General features: G+C 63.6%; 14 protein-coding genes and 6 pseudogenes. 12 read left to right on the top strand and 8 right to left on the bottom strand.

Annotated features, from left to right (window positions below; all coding sequences use genetic code 11):
- The 6 genes from EHH60_RS24070 to EHH60_RS24045 all read left to right on the top strand — a co-directional run.
- Positions 1-264 (top strand): transposase (locus EHH60_RS24070; protein WP_199751874.1); only part of this gene is annotated, 264 nt, incomplete at its 5' end.
- Between the two features lie 659 nt (positions 265-923).
- The gene (locus EHH60_RS24065) at positions 924-2,156 is read left to right on the top strand and encodes a branched-chain amino acid ABC transporter substrate-binding protein (RefSeq protein WP_124161893.1); all 1,233 of its coding nucleotides are present in this window, start codon (positions 924-926) and stop codon (positions 2,154-2,156) included.
- Positions 2,157-2,265: 109 nt separating this feature from the next.
- On the top strand, positions 2,266-3,213 hold the full coding sequence (locus tag EHH60_RS24060) for a branched-chain amino acid ABC transporter permease (protein WP_124161892.1): 948 nt from the start codon (positions 2,266-2,268) through the stop codon (positions 3,211-3,213).
- A complete protein-coding gene (locus EHH60_RS24055; RefSeq protein ID WP_124161891.1) occupies positions 3,210-4,508 on the top strand; it encodes a branched-chain amino acid ABC transporter permease in 1,299 nt (432 codons plus the stop codon). The genes EHH60_RS24060 and EHH60_RS24055 overlap by 4 nt, the downstream gene beginning before the upstream one ends.
- The gene (locus tag EHH60_RS24050) at positions 4,505-5,254 is read left to right on the top strand and encodes an ABC transporter ATP-binding protein (protein WP_124161890.1); all 750 of its coding nucleotides are present in this window, start codon (positions 4,505-4,507) and stop codon (positions 5,252-5,254) included. Before EHH60_RS24055 ends, EHH60_RS24050 begins: the two co-directional genes overlap by 4 nt.
- Positions 5,254-5,949: an ABC transporter ATP-binding protein gene (locus EHH60_RS24045; RefSeq protein WP_124161889.1), complete on the top strand. Its 696-nt coding sequence runs from the start codon at positions 5,254-5,256 to the stop codon at positions 5,947-5,949. The genes EHH60_RS24050 and EHH60_RS24045 overlap by 1 nt, the downstream gene beginning before the upstream one ends.
- A gap of 280 nt (positions 5,950-6,229) precedes the next feature.
- Here EHH60_RS24045 and EHH60_RS24040 read toward each other — a convergent pair whose 3' ends face one another.
- Both EHH60_RS24040 and EHH60_RS24035 read right to left on the bottom strand, forming a co-directional pair.
- Positions 6,230-6,448 carry a (2Fe-2S)-binding protein gene (locus tag EHH60_RS24040; RefSeq protein WP_124161888.1) on the bottom strand — a complete coding sequence of 73 codons (219 nt, stop codon included), beginning with the start codon at positions 6,446-6,448 and terminating at the stop codon, positions 6,230-6,232.
- Positions 6,445-7,282, bottom strand: a pseudogene (locus EHH60_RS24035) (xanthine dehydrogenase). The gene EHH60_RS24040 and the pseudogene EHH60_RS24035 overlap by 4 nt, the downstream one beginning before the upstream one ends.
- Before the next feature lie 380 nt (positions 7,283-7,662).
- Between EHH60_RS24035 and EHH60_RS24030 the strand changes: the two are divergent.
- Both EHH60_RS24030 and EHH60_RS37185 read left to right on the top strand, forming a co-directional pair.
- Positions 7,663-8,302: pseudogene (locus EHH60_RS24030) on the top strand (SDR family NAD(P)-dependent oxidoreductase); the annotation flags it as partial.
- Positions 8,277-9,065 (top strand): annotated as a pseudogene (locus tag EHH60_RS37185) (FAD-dependent oxidoreductase); the annotation flags it as partial. The pseudogenes EHH60_RS24030 and EHH60_RS37185, both read left to right, overlap by 26 nt.
- 60 nt (positions 9,066-9,125) lie before the next feature.
- Here EHH60_RS37185 and modC read toward each other — a convergent pair.
- From modC to EHH60_RS38700, 3 genes and pseudogenes are all read right to left on the bottom strand, one after another.
- A complete protein-coding gene (gene modC / locus EHH60_RS38120) occupies positions 9,126-10,457 on the bottom strand; it encodes a molybdenum ABC transporter ATP-binding protein (RefSeq protein ID WP_124161887.1) in 1,332 nt (443 codons plus the stop codon).
- A pseudogene (gene modB, locus EHH60_RS24020) lies at positions 10,454-11,139 on the bottom strand (molybdate ABC transporter permease subunit). The gene modC and the pseudogene modB overlap by 4 nt, the downstream one beginning before the upstream one ends.
- A 57-nt stretch (positions 11,140-11,196) precedes the next feature.
- Positions 11,197-11,379, bottom strand: a pseudogene (locus EHH60_RS38700) (substrate-binding domain-containing protein); the annotation flags it as partial.
- A 234-nt stretch (positions 11,380-11,613) separates the two neighbouring features.
- On the opposite strand from EHH60_RS38700, the pseudogene modD reads away from it, so the two are divergent.
- Positions 11,614-12,521: pseudogene (gene modD / locus EHH60_RS24010) on the top strand (ModD protein).
- A 19-nt stretch (positions 12,522-12,540) separates the two neighbouring features.
- On the opposite strand, the gene EHH60_RS24005 reads toward modD, so the two are convergent.
- Positions 12,541-13,467 carry a DMT family transporter gene (locus EHH60_RS24005; protein WP_158626763.1) on the bottom strand — a complete coding sequence of 309 codons (927 nt, stop codon included), beginning with the start codon at positions 13,465-13,467 and terminating at the stop codon, positions 12,541-12,543.
- 392 nt (positions 13,468-13,859) lie between these two features.
- Between EHH60_RS24005 and EHH60_RS24000 the strand changes: the two genes are divergently transcribed.
- From EHH60_RS24000 to EHH60_RS23990, 3 genes are read left to right on the top strand one after another with little or no spacing between them, the layout of a single operon-like run.
- Positions 13,860-15,206: a hypothetical protein gene (locus tag EHH60_RS24000; protein WP_199751872.1), complete on the top strand. Its 1,347-nt coding sequence runs from the start codon at positions 13,860-13,862 to the stop codon at positions 15,204-15,206.
- A gap of 13 nt (positions 15,207-15,219) precedes the next feature.
- Entirely contained in the window at positions 15,220-15,729 is a 510-nt protein-coding gene (locus tag EHH60_RS23995; RefSeq protein WP_124161885.1) for a DUF2249 domain-containing protein, read from the top strand.
- Positions 15,726-16,049 (top strand): metal-sulfur cluster assembly factor, encoded by a 324-nt coding sequence (locus EHH60_RS23990; protein WP_124161884.1) that lies wholly within the window; start codon positions 15,726-15,728, stop codon positions 16,047-16,049. The genes EHH60_RS23995 and EHH60_RS23990 overlap by 4 nt, the downstream gene beginning before the upstream one ends.
- A 36-nt stretch (positions 16,050-16,085) precedes the next feature.
- Here EHH60_RS23990 and EHH60_RS23985 read toward each other — a convergent pair whose 3' ends face one another.
- The gene (locus tag EHH60_RS23985; RefSeq protein ID WP_124161883.1) at positions 16,086-16,682 is read right to left on the bottom strand and encodes a UbiX family flavin prenyltransferase; all 597 of its coding nucleotides are present in this window, start codon (positions 16,680-16,682) and stop codon (positions 16,086-16,088) included.
- Positions 16,679-18,208: a UbiD family decarboxylase gene (locus tag EHH60_RS23980; RefSeq protein ID WP_199751870.1), complete on the bottom strand. Its 1,530-nt coding sequence runs from the start codon at positions 18,206-18,208 to the stop codon at positions 16,679-16,681. Before EHH60_RS23980 ends, EHH60_RS23985 begins: the two co-directional genes overlap by 4 nt.
- Positions 18,209-18,289: the final 81 nt, after the last annotated feature.

Raw genomic sequence — 18,289 nt, 5'->3', positions numbered from 1 at the left:
TCCAGCCACAAAGGGCCACGCATACGCGAGATGATCGAGGCGGCCGGCGCCACGCTCCTCTATCTCCCGCCGTACAGCCCCGACCTCAATCCCATCGAGAACGCCTTCGCCAAGCTCAAGGCGCACTTGCGAAAGGCCGCCGAACGTACCGTCGGCGGCCTTTGGGACGCGATCGGGCGCATCGTCGACACCTACACGCCCACTGAATCCAAAAACTACTTCGCCGCCACCGGCTATTTGCAACCTGATCGGCTAACGCTCTAGAGGAGTAGGAGCAGGCAGCGATCTGGCTCCAGACTTGAAGCCGCGCGCCAGTGGGAATTCAACGCGGCTTCCTGCGGGTGAGGACGCTTGTGCGACCGCCGCACTGCCTCCATGTCCAAGCAGATCACCTCGGCCACGGCGTTGACGCTTGTCGAGTAGGGCAGGATCGCGCTGGCCGACCCGATCTTGCGGTGGATTCCCGAGATTCGGCACCTGGTGGCAGGCGGATCCCGTGAACGATCTGGTCATGATCTACCTGATCCCGCACCAGGTGCAGGTGTCGGGAAGTTCGGGAGCGACAATCGCGACCGGACGCAGCACAGCCGGTCGTCGCGCCTTGCCGACCAGCGTGGCATCTATGCCGCTCTGTAGCAGGGGCTCGCGCGCTCGGAGCGGGGACACGCATCGTTCGGCGCGTCGAAGCCGGCCGCCCCCTGGCCGGTGATTAGATTGATATGTCCCGTGGGCAGCGATGGCGGGGCGCGGGAACCTCTTGACCCAAATTCGCCTGGCGCCTTCACATTTTGCCGTATCTGCGCCCCGAGCTATGCCGGGCCGAGCTTGTCAGCCAGAGTTTATTCTGCTCAGTGTCCCCCCAAACTTTGCCGCGATACGCGCATGCATGCATCGACTAAAGTCGAGGATTAGGAGGAAACATAATGCGTAAACTGATTTGGACCCTGGCCGTGATCGCTCCGATGATCGGCTCCGCGGCGCGGGCGGAGGACACGATCAAGCTCGGCTACATCGACCCGCTGTCCGGAGGCGGAGCCAGCGTGGGCGAGGGTGGTCTGAAGACATTCCAGTATCTGGCCGAGGAGATCAACGCCAAGGGCGGCATTCTCGGCCGAAAAGTCGAGATCGTCCCGTTCGACAACAAGACCAATCCGCAAGAGACGCTGGTGCAGGCCCAGAAAGCGATCGACGCTGGGGTTCGCTACATCACACAAGGCAACGGTTCATCCGTCGGCCTGGCCCTCGAGGATTTCGTCACGAAATACAATACGCGCAATCCCGGCAAGGAAGTGCTCTACTTCAACTATGCTGCCGTCGATCCGGCCATGACCAACGAGAAGTGCAGCTACTGGCATTTCCGCTGGGATGCCAGCTCGGACATCAAGATGGAGGCGCTCACCAACTACATCAAGGACGTCGCTTCGATCAAGAAAGTGTACCTGATCAACCAGGACTATTCCTTCGGCCAGTCGGTACGCAGCGATGCGCGCAAAATGTTGACTGCGAAGCGGCCTGACGTCCAGATCGTCGGCGACGAGTTGCATCCGCTGCTCAAAGTCACGGACTTCTCGCCCTACATCGCCAAGATCAAGGCTTCCGGTGCCGACAGCGTCATTACGGGCAACTGGGGTCAGGACATCGCGCTGCTGCTCAAGGCCGCCGCTGATGCCGGTCTGAAGGTCAATTGGTACACTTACTATGCCGGTGGCGCCGGTGGGCCGACCGCGATCAAGCAGACGGGTCTCGACCATCAGGTATTCCAGCTGACGGAAGGTTTTGCCAATTCAGGCCACCAGCCTGCGATGGATTACGAGAAGGCCTTCCGTGCCAAGGTCAACATGTCGCTCTGGTATCCGCGTGCGGTCAACGAGATGCGCATGTTCAAGGCCGCGGCCGAGAAGGCCAACTCGGTTGAGCCCGTGAAGGTGGCGGCGGCGCTCGAGGACCTGAAGCTCGAGGTCCTTGATGGCGGTACCGGCTTCATGCGCAAGGATGACCATCAGTTCTTCCAGCCGATCTACATCTCCTCCTTCGGCAAGCTTGCCGCGAATGAGCCGTTCGACGAGGAGAACACCGGTTGGGGCTGGCATCTGGTCACCAAGGTCGATACCCCGCAGGCCATGGTCTCCACGACCTGCAAGATGACGCGACCGTAACGGCCATACACGCCGCCGGCCCGCGGCAATCCCGTCGCGGGCAGGTGGCGGCCGAAATGCTTCATGGATGGAAACCGGGGCCCTGCCTCGGATGGTTCACGAGTGCGCTGTGCTTGAACTCATTGTCATATCGAGCCTCAACGGCGTGCTGTTCGGCATGCTGCTGTTTCTGCTGTCGAGTGGGCTGACGGTCATCTTCAGCATGATGGGCGTACTCAACTTCGCCCACGCCAGCTTCTACATGCTTGGCGCCTTCTTCGGTTTTCAATTGACGAAATGGATCGGGTTCTGGCCGGCTTTCGTGCTTGCCCCGCTGCTGGTCGGTGCGATCGGCATGGTGGTAGAACGCTATGGCCTGCGCAACACCCACAAGCACGGTCATGTCGCGGAATTACTGCTGACCTTTGGCCTCGCATTCGCGATCGAAGAGATCGTATCGATGATTTGGGGCAGAAGTCCGGTCGACTATCGCGTGCCGGCGCTGCTCGACTTCCCCGCCTTTACGATCTTCTCCACCAACTATCCCGCCTACAAGATCTTCATGCTCGCGGTATCGGTCGTTATCTTCGTCGCGCTCTTGCTGGTGCTGAAGCGTACCAGGGTGGGTCTGATCGTGCAGGCGGCGCTGACGCATCCTCATATGGTCGGACACCTCGGCCACAACGTGGGGCGCGTGTTCATGGTGGTATTCGGTGTGGGCAGTGCGCTGGCAGGCCTTGCCGGTGTCATAGCCGGACCCGCACTGGTGACGCAGTCCGACATGGCGGCCTCGCTCGGGCCTATCCTGTTCGTGGTCATCGTCTTTGGCGGCCTCGGCTCCTTGCCCGGCGCCTTTGTCGCCTCGCTCGTCATTGGCCTGGTGCAGACTTTTGCAGTTGCGTTGAATGGCTCGCTGGCCAGCGTCTTCGGTCCGCTCGATTCGCCGGGGGGACCTTCCGCTCTTTCCGACATCTGGAACGTCACGATCGCACAGGTCGCGCCGATCATTCCCTATCTTCTGCTGGTCATCATCCTGATCGTTCGCCCCATGGGCCTGATGGGGACGCGCGAATCATGACTACGGCAACGACATCGGTATCGGGTCCCGCAGCGAACGCGGCCGGCGAGAACATGCGCTTCTATGGTGTCTGGCTGGTCGGCGTGATCGTCCTTGTCGTGCTGCCGCTGGTGTTCTCCTCCGGCGGCTCCCTCACGTCCTTCAGCCTGATAGGGATCGCGATCGTGTTCGCGCTCTCTTACAACATCTTGCTTGGACAGACCGGATTGTTGTCGTTCGGCCATGCCGTGCACTACGGCCTCGGCGGCTTCATGGCCTGCCATATGATGAACGCGGTCGTCTCGCACGGTTGGCCGATCCCACTTCCATTCATCCCGTTGTTCGGCGGCCTCGGTGGCCTCGCCTTCGCCATCCTCGTCAGCTGGCTCATGACCAAGCGCGCCGGTACCGTGTTCGCCATGATCTCGCTGGGTATCGGCGAACTGGTGGCGTCTTCGTCTCTGATCCTCCGGTCGGTCTTCGGCGGCGAAGCGGGCATCACGACGGACCGCACAGCGCTGCCGCGGATGTTCGGCTGGACCTTCGGGCCGCAGATCCAGGTCTACTATCTGATTGCGTTCTGGCTGGTGGTATCGGCGATCGCAATGTACGCACTGACCCGAACCCCATTGGGGCGGATCAGCAATGCCGTCCGTGACAATCCCGAGCGCGTTCAGTTCATCGGCTACGATCCTCACGTGGTCCGTTATCTCGCCTATTGCTTCGCAGGGTTCTTCGCCGGCATTGCCGGAGGGCTCGCCGCGATCAGTTTCGAAATCGCGAACTCGGCCTATCTCGGTGCGATCCAGTCGGGCCTCGTGCTGTTCGCGACCTTCATCGGCGGCACCGCATATTTCTTCGGGCCGATCCTCGGCGCAATCCTGGTGACCTACCTGCAGCTCGGGCTGACCAGCGTCACCAGCGTCTGGCAGCTTTACTTCGGCATCATCTTCATCGGCATCGTGATGTTCTCGCCCGGCGGCATTGCCGGGCTGCTGATGATGCATCGGCCGCTGCTTCGCGCCGGAACGTTATGGACGGTCATTCCATCCTATCTCGTCGCGATCGTGCCGACCGTGGCGCTCGGTTGCGGCGTCGTTCTGATGATCGAGACGATCGCCCGTTATTCCGGCGGGGAGGCCAGTGCGATCAACCTGTTCGGCATTGCCTTCAATCCCAGGTCTCCAGCCACGTGGATTGCCGCAGCGGTTCTCGTGGCCGGTGGTTTCGTCATCGCGCGATTGACATGGCGGCGGATCGGCGAAGCATGGGATCGGGCAGCCACGATCGCGCGTGATCGGGGGTATCTGGCATGACGGCAGCTATCGAAGTCCGTGCCGTGGAGAAGCGCTTCGGCAATGTCAGCATCATCCGCGACCTGAATCTCAGCATCGCGCAGGGCGAACGGCATGCCATCATCGGGCCGAACGGTGCCGGAAAGTCGACGACGTTCAATTTGATCAGCGGGCACATCAAACCGACCTCGGGCGAGGTCCGTCTCAACGGCGACGTGATCTCCGGCCTGCGGCCGTTCGAGATCAACCGGCGCGGCTTGTCGCGCTCGTTCCAGGTCACGAACGTGTTCGCCCGCATGACTGTATGGGAGAACGTTCGCTGTGCCGTGTTGTGGGCCACAGGGCATCGCTATGCGTTCTGGAAGAACGTGGACCACCTGCCCGAAGTCCGCGAGCAGACCGCTAGGATTCTGGAAGACATTCACCTCACTCACCGGCGCGACGTTCCGGCCGGCCTTTTGACATATGCCGAGCAGCGTGAGCTCGAGATCGGCGTCACGATCGCAGGCGGCGCGACCGTCGTCATGCTCGATGAGCCGACCGCCGGAATGAGCCATGCCGAAACCGAGCGTGCGGTGTCCCTGATCCGGCGCCTGACCGAAGGTCGCACGCTGGTTATCGTCGAACACGACATGAGCGTCGTATTCGGGCTCGCCGACCGCATCTCGGTGCTGGTCTACGGTCATATCATCGCATCCGGCACGCCTGAGGAGATCCGGCGCGATCCGAAGGTCAAGGAAGCCTATCTCGGTGAGGAGGCGCACTGATGCTGGAGGTCAGGAATCTCCATGCCTATTACGGCAAGAGCCACATTCTCCAGGGCGTCGACCTCGATGTCGCTGCCGGCGAAGTTGTGAGCCTACTCGGTCGCAACGGCGTCGGCCGGTCGACTACCGTCAAGGCCATCATGGGCGAGGTCAGTCCGCAGGGTACGATCCGCTTCAAGGGCAAGAACATTGCCGGCCTGCCAAGCTACAAGATCGCGCGGCTTGGTCTCGGCTACGTTCCCGAACATCGCGATATTTTCCCAAGCCTGACAGTTCGGCAGAATCTGCTGCTTGGCGTCAAGGACACGCGAAGGCCGGGGAAATGGCGGCTGCAGGATATGCTCGATATGTTTCCGAATCTTGCTGCGCGCGCCGACACGCCGGCTGGGGTCCTGTCGGGCGGCGAGAAGCAGATGCTGACCACCTGCCGGACGCTCATGGGTGATCCCGACCTTATCATGATCGACGAGCCTACCGAGGGACTCGCGCCCCTGATCGTGCAACAGGTCGGCGATCTCATTACCCGGATCGCGGAAGCGGGTGTCGCAATCCTTCTGGTCGAGCAGAAGCTTTCGATCGCAATGCGAATCTCGAAGCGCCTCTACATCATGGGACACGGCCGCGTCGTCTTCGAAGGTACGCCGGACGAGCTCAAGTTGAACGCTGCAGTGCGCCAGGAGTGGCTGGAGGTGTGATCTGACGCCAGCCCCGCACGATGCACGATTGGCAATCTTGATCGGAGATGGCGCCTGCGCAAGGACGAGAGCGCCGGTCGGAAGTAGGGGCAGCTGCGCTATGAGGCGCGGCTGCTTGCCTCGACGAGACTGCGCGCTGTGAACGAGGAACGGGTCGCATAGATTGACCGTGCCCAGCCGGTCGCCAGTTCCGCTGTGTACGCTGCCATCAAGGCCTGGCCATTCGCCGCTTCAATGCGCGATGAAGGTCGCTGAGATAGCACTCCAGATGCGAGGCTCGCTATGGTCGGGAGCAACTCTCTGATATTTCCGCGTAACGTCCGCAGCCCGGCGGCCGTTCCTCGAGGATCTGACGTACGGATTGCGAACATCGCCCGCACCTGACAGTGCAGCCCAGGCAGTCGTAGACCTGCGCGGCTGAAAAGAGTTCGTCGTCGGTCGAGCCGACCGCACCCCTGATGTCGTGATCGCTGATGATGTTGCAGGAGCAGACGATCATGCCGGATTCCGCTGCGTGATGCGAGGTGCGGTGTGGAGCTTGACGGCGGCGGCTGTTGCATTGGCAATGGCGCGCCCGCGCTGATCTGTTCCGGTCCACTGGGCGTCCCGCCCGCGCGGATCGATCTCCAGCAGCTTGACGCCGGACGGAACTTCACTGCCGTCGCGAGCGATCCCGCGCAGAACTCCGTCGCGCGGCGCGAGCACGGGAACGCCGGAAAGGTGGCCGAGCACGAGACCCTTGTAGACGCGGGTGCCGATCTCGACCGGCGTGTGTCATCGCCCTGCGAACGGCGAATAGACGAACCGTTCTGCGCCCACATCGCTCAGTGAACTTGCAATGCCATCGGCAGGGGTCGGTCCAGCGCGCGTCGGCGACGAGCCCGATCCTGCCAGGCCGGGTCTCCACCGCGATGTCGCAATTGGAGTTCGACGAGAATCCGGGGCCCAGCCCGATAGCGAGCCGGGCGAGCCGCCTCAGATCGGGCGTAACCCGGCGCTCCTGCAGTCGCGCATCGATCAGGAGGTCAATGTGGCGGACCGGAAGCAGGTCGAGTAGGCCAAGCCAGGTGACCAGGATTTGCGCCGGTCGGCGGAGCGCCTGGTAGATCTGCACGCCGTCATCGACGCGCTCGGCGACGACGTTTTCGAGCTGCGCGGTATCGGTGAAGAGCGCGTCGTGAAAGGCCATCTTGCGCCGGATCACCGGAGGATCGGGGTCGTGGGACAGTACGACACAATATCCAATGCGCACGAGCTGCAGGCCGATCGCAGATGCGATCTCATTGGTGCCGAGGATAACGGCAAAGGGTCGATGGTCGTTCGGTTGGGGCATCTGAAGCAACGTTTGCGGAACAAGTGCAGCAAGGCGCAATCAGGCTTGGAACAGGGTGAGCAAGAGCCGGGCCATTTGGAATGATTGAAAAACACCTCTCAACTGCTGGCCAGCATTCAGAAAGCAGAGACGCACCGCACTGGCGAAGTCTGGTCCGAAAGCGAACATGCGCGTGTTGTGAACCTTGCAGCCTGTCGTGAAGCCGACATTCGGTCGCGAAAACTGCAGCGATTGGGCGGCATGGTGTGGCCCAATTCCTGCAAAGTTGCCTCTATCGTCATTGTCTGCCGTCCGGCGCGGACGCGGTGAGGAGTTTTGGTGGCGCTCGATTTCTGGATCGCGATAGTGCACCGGGTGGCACGTCGGCACCCGACGTCGCACTGTGCCCGTTTCATGGCGACAGGTCGCGTGCACAAAGTGGCGAGCTGAAAACGCTCGTCCTGACCGGCGCGTCCAGAGGAATCGGTCATGCAACGGGAAAGCTGTTCTCCGAAGCCGGCCGGCGGATCATCACCTGCTCGCGGCAGAAATTCGACACCGGTCGATGTCCCTGGGACGCCGGGACGGACAATCATGTGCAGGTCGAATTGAGCGACCATCGCGCGCTGCCCCGGGCCGTCGCCGAGATCAAGGAGCGGCTCAACGGCGGGCGGCTGCATGCACTGATCAACAATGCGGGCATTTCGCCCAAGACTGCCGACGGCACGCGGATGAACTCGCTGACGACGCCGGTCGAAACCTGGATGAGCGTGTTCCACGTCAACCTGCTCGCGCCGGTTCTTTTCGCGCAAGGCCTGGTCGATGAGCTGAGGCGAGCCGCCGGCGCGATCGTCAATATCACCTCGATCGTGGGCTCCCGCGTACACCCTCTTGCCGGCACCGCCTACGCGACGTCGAAGGCCGTGCTCGCGCCTGACCCGCGAGATGGCGCACGACTACGCGCCGTTCGGAATTCGCGTCAATGCGATCGCGCCAGGCGAGATCAGGACCGACGGGCCTGCGCGAGCGGCCCAAGCCCGACAAGGTCGCGCTCGCCGTGAAGGAGATGCATTTCCTGCCGCGCGAGACCATCGAGGCCCGCTTCAATCTCAGGGGCGACGAAGGCATGGTGATCGAGGCGGCCGGTACGATCTCTCGCGGCATGACCGGCATGGGCTTCATCTACGCTAACAAGGAGTGCATCTCGCTCGGCATAGGCTGTCTCGTCGCCGATTTCCAGCGCACCGGCGAGACACCGTACGGGCTGCTCGACCGTTTCAAGCGGCATCCCTCGGTCGCCCCGCTGATCGAAGGGTCCGAGGTGAAGGAGTATGCCGCGCATCTCATTCCCGAAGGCGGCTTCAAGGCCATCCCGCAGCTCTACGGCGAAGGCTGGGTGGTGGTCGGTGATGCTGCTCAGCTGAACAATGCCATCCACCGCGAGGGCTCGAATCTCGCGATGACCTCGGGCCGGATCGCGGCGGAAGCGATCTTTCAGGTCAAGTCGCGCAAGGATCCAATGACGGCCGAGAACCTCTCTCTTTACAAGAAGATGTTGGACGAGTCCTTCGTCACCAAGGATTTGAAGAAGTACAAGGACATGCCTGCGCTGATGCATACCCAGTCGCAGAACTTCTTCCTGACCTATCCGGAGCTTGTTTCCAAGGCGATGCAGAACTTCCTGCGCGTTGACGGCACGCCGAAGGTCGAGAAGGAAAAGACGACGTTCAAGTCCTTCATCAAGGCGCGGTCATGGAGCGGGCTGTTCGGCGACGCCTTCCGCCTCGCGCGCGCGTGGCGGTGATCCCAAGGAAACGCAACACTGGCGATGGAGAATTAGGCCATGTCGATCGAAGCATCCGCATCAGTCGGCGGGCGCGCGCGCCGCGCGGGCCCGTTTCATCCGCGACGACAGCTCCTGCCACCAGCCCTCGATCGCTCCTCGCTCGCACAAGAGGGGGGTGCCGATCCCACCGGTAAAATCATTCCAGGCGTCCAGGCATTTTTCGGGCACCGCCGTGAGCACGGGGATACCGGCGGCGATGGCGCAGGCCAGCTCGTCCCGCAGACCTTCGCCGGCGGCCTCCTGCTTGGAGAACTTGTTGATCACGACGAGATCGACGTCGGCCGCGATCGCGCGGGTGACGCCGACCGCCGCTTCCGCAAGGCCCGCAGCGTCTAGCTTACAGGCCATGGCGCCCGAGCCGAGTGGCTGGCAGATCGAGATCTCCGCGCCGGTCATGAGGTCGATGGCCTGCATGCCGACCTGGCAGCCGGCGCCATCCTTGACGTTGTGCTGGACCACGCCGCCGATCCGCTCGCCCGACCGCGCGAGGTTCTGTGCAAAGTCGGCGAGCAGGGCGTCGACGTCGTCCTGCGGACGGTACAGGACCGCGGCGACGCGGTTCGGGTCGATGTCGTGAAAGTCGATCGGCATGGAGGTCATCCTCGTCAGGTTTTCTACGCGGTTCCCTCGAGCTGGGCAATCTCTGTACCGGTCCCGGCTCCCGGCCGGCGGTATCGGATGGGGGCCGTGCAGCGGGCCGGAGCCGACGACGCGGCCACTCTCCATCAGCACCAAATGATCGGCAAAGCGCTCGATCTCCGCCATGTCGTGACTGATGTAAAGTACCGGCAGCGACAACGTCTCGTGCAGCCGTTCGAGGAACGGCAAGATCTCGTCCTTCGTCGTGCGGTCGAGCGCGGCCAGCGGCTCGTCCATCAGAAGGAGCTTTGGCTGCGACAGCAGGGCACGTCCGATTGCGACGCGCTGCCGCTCGCCGCCGGAGAGGCGGTAGGGCGAGCGGTCGAGCAGTGCGGCAAGGCCGAGCAGCTCCACGACCTCGCTGAACGCGATCTGCGCGCGCGCCGCTTTCGGAGCACCGAACAGCAGATTGCGCCGCACCGACAGATGCGGAAACAGGCTGGCTTCCTGAAAGACGTAGCCGATCGGCCGTCGGTGCACGGGCCGAAACGATCGATGATCCTGCCAGATCTCGCCGTCCACCGCGCAAAAGCCATCGGCCATGCGTTGCAAGCCGGCGATACAGCGCGCGACACTGGTCTTGCCGCAACCCGAAGGACCGAAGATCGCAGCGACGCCGGTGGCGGGCAGGCTGAGCTCGGCGTCGAGCGTGAAACTGTCGAGCCTGCCGCGGAAGGCCGCGTTGATGTGGGCGGGTTCGGCCGTTCTCATGCCGCAGCCCTCGCGGAGCGCTTGTCGAGGAGCGTCATCGAGAGGATCACGGTGAAGGCGAAGATCACCATGAGGCCCGAAGCATGCTCGCCTCACGCCAGCGCGAGGTTTCGACATAGTCGAAGAGCGCGACCGACAGCACCTTGGTGCGGCCGGGAATGTTGCCGCCGATCATCAGCACGAGGCCGAACTCGCCGACAGTGTGCGCGAAGCCGAGCACCGCACCGGTCAGGAAGCCGGGCCGCGCCAGCGGCACCGTCACGGTCCAGAAGGTGCGGAAGGGCGAAGCACGCAAGGTGGCAGCAACCTCGAGCGGACGCTCGCCCATCGCGGCAAAGGCGTTCCGGATCGGCTGCACCACGAATGGCATCGAATACACCACCGAGCCGATGACGAGGCCCTCGAAGGTGAAGGCGAGCGTGCGCCCACCCCAGAGGTGCGCGAGCCACCCGCCCGGCCCGTCCGGACCGAGCAGCACCAGCAGATAGAAGCCGAGTACGGTCGGCGGCAGCACCAGCGGCAGCGCAACCAGGCTCGCGATGATCTCGGTCCACCAGCCCCTGGCGCGTGCCAGCCACCAGGCGAGCGGCGTCGCCAGTACCAGCAGGATCGCGGTCGAGATCGCGGCCAGTTCGACCGTCAGCAGATCCGACTGGCGTATCTCCGCCGACCAGATCTCCATGCGCGTCAGAGCGGCTGCCCGCGATAGCGAGACCTTCCTCGACGAGCTTCTGTAGAATTGCCCGCTCGCACCGAAGCTCAGCACCGCCTCATGTCCGGTCTTCTGCTTGAAGAGGGCGGCGATCTCCTTGGCGGCGTCGGTGAAATTGGCGGCCACGGCGACGTTGGTCTGCGCGGACTGCGCCGATGGGCATGCGAGCAGCAATCCTGCGACTACCGTGATCGAGCGAAGGAGATTCATGATGGCCTCCAGCGGAGGGCAGCTGCGTTCGCGCAGCCCGATTGCTGCAGGGCGCCGCCCAGAAGCGGCCCAGCAATCGGCGTGCCGGATATGCGGTCGCAGTTTGGTGTGCACCTTGCAGGAATAGCGTCAAGAGAGGGGGGCTTACCGCCTCTTGCGACGGCGGGATCGATGATCCGCGTCGGATTTCCGACAATTCGTCGGCAAGCCGACACCAATGAAGGGAAGCACGACATGGCAGCCGTCGCATCACGCGCCGAACTGGAACGCCTGCTGGAGGACGACGTCCCGCACGGCGATCTCACCACCGAGGCGCTCGGGATCGGCGGGACCATCGGCGTGATGAAGTTCGCCGCGCGTGCGCCCATGGTGCTGGCGCTCGCCGAGGATGCCGCCGCGATCATCACGCTCGCCGGCTGCGAGGTGGAATTGTTCGCCGCGTCCGGCGCGGCGCTGGAGCAGGGCGCCCCGATCCTTCGGGCGCGGGGTCCGGCCGCGGGCCTGCTGGGGAGCTGGAAGGTGGCGCAGACCCTGATCGAGATCTGGTCGGGCGTGGCCAGCGAGGCCCGCGCCATCGTCGATGCGGCGAGGGCGGTTGCACCTGATATCCCGGTCGCCTGCACGCGCAAGAACGTGCCGGGTACCAAGCGCTTTGCGGTGGCGGCCGTGAAGGCGGGCGGCGCCGTGATGCACCGGCTCGGCCTGTCCGAGACCGTGCTGGTGTTTCCCGAGCATCGCGCGTTCCTCGGCGAGCTGCCGCTGTTTCAGGCGGTCGAGCGGCTGCGCCGGAGAAGAAGCTCGTGATCGAGGTGAAGACTGCCGATGCCGCACTTGCCGCGGCTGTCGCCGGTTTCGACGTGATTCAGGCCGAGAAGTTCTCGCCAGCCGAGATAGCTGCCTTGGTCAAGCGCATGGCATCGATGGCCTATACCCGCGCTCGTCCGATCATCGCCGCCGCCGGCGGTGTCAATGCGGCAAATGCCGCGGCCTATGCGCAGGCCGGCGCCGATGTCCTGGTCACGTCCTCGCCTTATCTGGCGAAGCCGAGGGACGTGCAGGTGCAGATCGCGGCAACCGAAGCCGACAGACCTCGTGCACGGCTCGGTCCAAGGAAGGACGCAATCGCTCCGGCATTGACGTAGCTGGAACAGATCGCCCTCGCTATTTGGATGGGCTCTTGGTTTCGGGCTGGCCTCCGAGGAGCAGAACGAGCCCGGCGGTGACGATCGCGATGCCGATCCACTCGATGGTTGTTGGAACCTCGGCAAGTATCGGTATCGCCAACAGCGTTGCACTTGCCGGTACCGCCGCAGCCAGACCGGCCGATGGCGTAGGCCCGAGAACCCTCACGGAAATGGAGAACAGGATGACCGCCAGGAAACCTGGGCCCAACCCCTGGAAGGCGGCCTGAAGCAGTATCGTCGACCACCGCGCATCCTGCATGGTGGAAGGAAGAAAGAAAAACCAGATCGGCAGGAAAAGCAACGCGTTCGGCACGCTAACCAGGACCAACGCCTGGCGCGCCTCGAGCTGCCAGTGCTTCACGCCTACAAAGTAGATCGAGAGCACAGCTGACGCTGCGAGGAAGAACCCAATGGCTGATGCCACGCTGCTGCCGCCGGCGCGCATGCCCGGAATGGCAACGAGCATCGCCCCGACGAGCAGGATGAGAACTGCGATGAGTTGCCGCCAGGACGGCACGCGTCGTGCGAAAAGCAATCCCAGCAGAATGGTGAAGATCGGTAACGAACCGTTGGCGAACGCTCCCCCATATGCTGCCGACGACCCCTTCAACCCGAAGTACATCAAAATGTTGTAGAGTGCGCCGGGGCCAAAGATTGACATCGACAGGATCGCGTGCAGCGGCAGGTGGCGCGGCCACCAGGCCTTTGCGAACGGAAGAACCAGGGCGCCGGTGACCATGAATCGAAGTGCCGTCAAATCGAAGGGCGTCAGGCCGGATTGCATGCCGGCCCTCGAGAAGACAAGAAAGCCGGACCAGATGCAGAACACGCCGGCTGCGCTTAGGAATCCGAGAATCCGCTCGTTCGATTTGGCTGCAGGAGTCAAGCCGGTGTCCGTTTGCATGAGATGTCTTTGCGCACTTAAAGCACCTGTGAGTTTCAAAATGCTCTCCGCAGCATGGTCATCAAAGATGACGCCATGGTGATCGGCCCTCGGGAGAGTCTCTAGACGAGAGTTCGGCAATCCGCTCTGCACCTCCGCCGGCCCAGTGGGAAGGGCAATTCGACCCGCGTTCCCCGCCATGACCAATGTATCCACCGCGAAGCACGGCGCCTGCCGATTGCACGCCTGACGGGCAAGCCGGCATTCCGAAAATCCGAATCATACGTCGAACTCTGATAGGGCGAGCCGCGAAAGGTGAGGAGTTTGCGCCTCGACAAAGAGGTTGTGGCTGCAGCTGCCTACCTTTTCGAGTGCTGCCACGGAATTGCGCGCAGGCGATGGGAAGCAAGCCGGTGATCGGAACCAGCCTCTGTAAATGGACTGTCAGCTACTTCGCGCTCGCAGTCGTGTGGCTGCTGCTTGCGGAAGTTCTGATGGTTGCCGGGTTCGGCTTTCCGCACGACGACATTGGTGGGCCGGACACGCTCGTCATCGTCCACATGGTTTGCATCGGCTGGTTGAGCATGGTCTTGTGCGGCGCGCTGTTCCAGTTTGTGCCGGTCCTGGTCGCAAAGCCGCTCTATGCTGAGCGCTGGACGCTGCCGGCTCTGGCGCTGCTGACGCTCGGGCTGATTGTCCTGCTCGCAGGCTTTCTGGCTCTGGGCGGCCACTTCGACGGGCCGCGCTGGCTGCTTCCGGTCGGCGCGGGCCTGCTGATGGCCGGTTTTACATTGGTCGTTGCCAATCTCGGCATGACGCTCTGGTCGGGCCGGCCGCTGCCGGAGCCTGCGCGGTTCGTGGCAATCGGGCTTGCCTGCATCTGTGTCACGGCGGCATTCGGCGGCATGTTCTCTCTGGTGCTGTCCGGGACGGCCGTCGGTGCATTGTGGCCGGACCTGCTGGTATCGGGCGTTCCGATCCACGCGATTGCGGGACTTGGCGGATGGCTGACGTTCACGGCCATGGGCGTCAGCTATCGCCTGCTTGCGATGTTCATGCTCGCGCCCGATGGCGATGCGAGGCTGGGTCGGCTTGCCCGGCGTGGCGGAGCCGCCGCGCTGGCGGTTACCTTCGTCGGTGGCGTGCTTGCACTCTGGAAGGCGACCGGACTGAATTTGGTGCTTCTGCTTGCTGGAGCTGCGGCCCTGCTATCGCTTGCCGCCTATGGCCGTGATGTGCTCGGCTTGTACAGGATCCGCAAACGCCGGGCGCTCGAGCTCAACACGCGCATGAGCGTGCTTGCGCTGGGGAGCCTCGTCGCTGTCGCAATCCTTGGCGCCGCGTTCGCTGTGACCGGTTCCTTGCAGTCGCATGCCGGAGCGCTGGCCTTTCTCGTCGCGGTCGGCTGGCTCAGCGGCCTCGTGCTCGCCAATCTCTACAAGATCGTCCCGTTCCTGACCTGGCTCGAGACCTACGGTCCGGTGATGGGCAGAGCGCCGACGCCGCGCGTACAGGATCTCGTCGCCAAACGCCGCGCGTCGAAATGGTTCGGCCTGTTCTTTGCCGGGACCTGGGGAGCCACGTTGTTGCTGTTGCTGGATGCGGCACTCGGCTTCCGCATTGCCGTCGCGGTCGTGACGCTTGCGACACTTGGTCTCGCTGAGGAGTTCGTCAGGGCCAGGCGGCTTGCGGATGTGGCGGAGCCGTTGCGCCTGCCGGCGGGAGCAATCGTGCCCCATCTTCTGGTCTCGCGAAACTGAGAGGAGACTGCAAATGACCGAATTCATCGACGTCGACGTCCGGCCGATCCTGCGTGCAGGCGGCGAGCCGTTCTCGATCATCATGGCGGCGCTGGAGCGGCTGGAGCCTGGCGAAGGCCTGCGGCTCTTTGCCCCGTTCAGACCGGTTCCTCTGTTTGACGTCATGGCGAGCAAGGGCTTCGCGCATCACGAAGCCGAGCTCGAAGGCGGCGAATGGGAGATCCGGTTCATGCCGGACGACGGCTCGTTCGCAGCGGCCGAACCAGCGCCCGCTGCGACAAGCGACAGCGATTGGCCGGAGCCCGCCGTCCATCTCGACAACCGCGACCTCGATCCGCCGGAGCCGATGGTTCGGATTCTGGCCTCGGTGGAGCAGCTTGCGCCCGGGCAGACACTCTCCGCATTGCTCAGTCGTGAACCGGTGTTCCTGTTTCGGGAGTTGACCAAGCGCGGCCATCAGTGGCGCGGCGCCTTCACACCTGAGAGGGACGCCTATCAACTGACGGTAAGGGTCCGCGCATGACTGCCAGCGGCGACGATCTCGTGGCCCAGATAAGGCAGGCGCTGAAGGTCGTGATCGATCCGGAGCTCGGACACAACATCGTAGATCTGGGCTTTGTCTATGATGTGTCGGTCAATGACGGCGTCGCGCACATCACGATGACGGCGACGACGCGAGGTTGTCCTGCCGCCTCCTTTCTCAAGGAGGGGGTCGCCAACAGCGCTTGTCTCGTTCCGGGTGTGGAATCGGTCGACGTCACCATGACGTTCGAGCCCGCCTGGAACCCCTCGATGATCTCGCCGGGTGTCAGGTCGTTGCTCGGCTTTGCCGAGGTGAATTGATCCTTGAGGGCGGCTTCGACCCAAACCGATCGCTGGCTACGCGCCGTCAGGGCTGGAGCCGGACCAGACTTTTGCCGGTGTGCGAAGGTTTGTCAGGTCGAGCAGGTTGATCGCCCGGGCGGCGACCTGGTCGATCACCTCGTCCAGCGACTGTGGTCTCAGGTAGAACGCCGGCATCGGCGGGGCAATGATCGCCCCGATCTCAGTCGCCTGCAGCATCGCTCGTAGATGCCCGAGATGCAGCGGGCTCTCGCGAACCAGCAACACCAGCCGGCGCCGCTCCTTGAGCTGCACGTCGGCGGTGCGCGTCAGAAGGTCGTCGAGCTGTCCCCAGGCGATGGCCGAGAGCGTACGGATCGAGCACGGCGCCACGATCATGCCCGCGATCGGATAGGAGCCGCTGGCGATCGAGGCGCCGACGTCGGAATGAGGATGGCAGCGGAAGGCGATGGCACGCAGCCGCGCCAGCGCATCGGCGCCAACTTCTTCGTTCAACGTCCGCTCTGCCGCGGGCGAAACCACGAGGTGCACTGCGCAATGCGGATTGTCCGCCAGCCGTTCGACGACGCGAACGCCGATCGCAGCGCCCGAGGCGCCGGTGATGCCGACGACGATGCCTCGCCGCCCGCTCATGTGAGGACCGAAGCGCGTGCGGGCACGCCGGAAAGGCCGAGGCTCGGCCACATCGCATCGACACGCGCGGCTACGGCAGGATCCATGGCCAGGGGAACGCCCCAGTCCCGATCAGTCTCCGGGGGAATCTTCGTTGTGGCGTCGATGCCGAGCTTGCCGCCGAGGCCCGATTTCGGCGAGGCGAAGTCGAGATAGTCGATCGGCGTGTCTGTGAGTGTGACGAGATCGCGCGAGGAGTCGCTGCGCGTGGAGACCGCCCACATCACGGCGCGCCAGTCGCGGATGTCGATGTCGTCGTCGACCACGATCAGGAGTTTTGTGTAGCTGAATTGCGGCAGCATCGACCACAGGCCCAGCATCAGGCGCCGCGCCTGGCCGGGATAGCGCTTTCTGATCGCCGCAACCGCGATGCGGTAGGAGCAGGCCTCGGGCGGCAGCCAGCAGTCGGTCACCTCAGGGAATTGCTGCCGGATCAGCGGCACGAACAGGCGGTTGAGCGCCTCGCCGATCCGCGACGGTTCGTCCGGCGGCCGGCCCGTGAAGGTCGAGAGGTAGACGGGCTGGCTTCGGCTGGTCATCGCCGTCACGTGCATCACGGGAAATGCCTCGACGGAATTGTAGTACCCGGTGTGATCGCCATACGGTCCCTCGGGCGCGGTTTCGGTCGCGGAGACGAAGCCTTCGACGACAATCTCGGCTTCGGCGGGTACCTCGAGCGGGACGGTGAGGCATGGCGTCAGGTCGGACCGTTCGCCGCGCAGGATTCCGGCGAAACGCAACTCGGACAGCGTCTCCGGCAGTGGCATCACTGCGGCGAGGATCGTGGCGGGATCGGCTCCAATGACGATCGCGACCGGCATATCGCGTCCGATCGCCTTCCATTGCTGGTGATGGCGGGCGCCGCCGCGATGTGCGAGCCAGCGGATGATGGCGCTGTCGCGACCGAGCACCTGCATGCGATAGACGCCGACATTTTCATCCTGATCGGCCGTCGCGGAGTCAGGCGGCACGGTGATCACGAGCGGCCAGGTGATCAGCGGCGCCGGCTCGCCGGGCCAGCAGATCTGTATCGGCAGCTTTGCGAGATCGATATCCGGCCCCATCGTGACGCAGTCCTGGACCGGCGCCGCCGCGCGCGTGCGTGGGCGCGTCGCCAGCGCGGCGCGCGCAAGCGGGAGCTTGTTGAACGCATCCCTGATGCCGTTGGGAGGCCGCGGCGCGCGTAGTTCGGCCATCAGCGCGCCAAGCTCTTCGAGACGATCGGGCACGATGCCCATCCCCCATGCGATCCGCTCCATCGTTCCAAACAGATTGGTGAGGAGCGGCATGTCCGACGGACCACCGTCGGCCTTGACGGGCCGTTCGAACAATAGTGCCGGTCCGTGTGCCTCGAGCACGCGCTGGTGGATTTCCGTGATCTCGTGGACGACGGAGACCTTCTCGCGAATGCGTCGCAACTGGCCCCGGCTTTCAATGAAGTGCAGGAAGTCGGACAAGCCGCGAAAGCGGGGGACGTCACGTTGCAACTGGACCAGCTCCTCAAAAAAACAGAGCTAGCCGGGTTGATTTCGGGGTTCATTGTTCCGGCTCAAATACAGCGGCGTGCA

The sequence above is a fragment of the Bradyrhizobium sp. RP6 genome, from assembly GCF_003837805.1.
Classification (GTDB): Bacteria; Pseudomonadota; Alphaproteobacteria; order Rhizobiales; family Xanthobacteraceae; genus Bradyrhizobium.
Note: the sequence above shows the minus strand (reverse complement) of the source record. Positions and strands in the feature narration are given on the sequence as shown.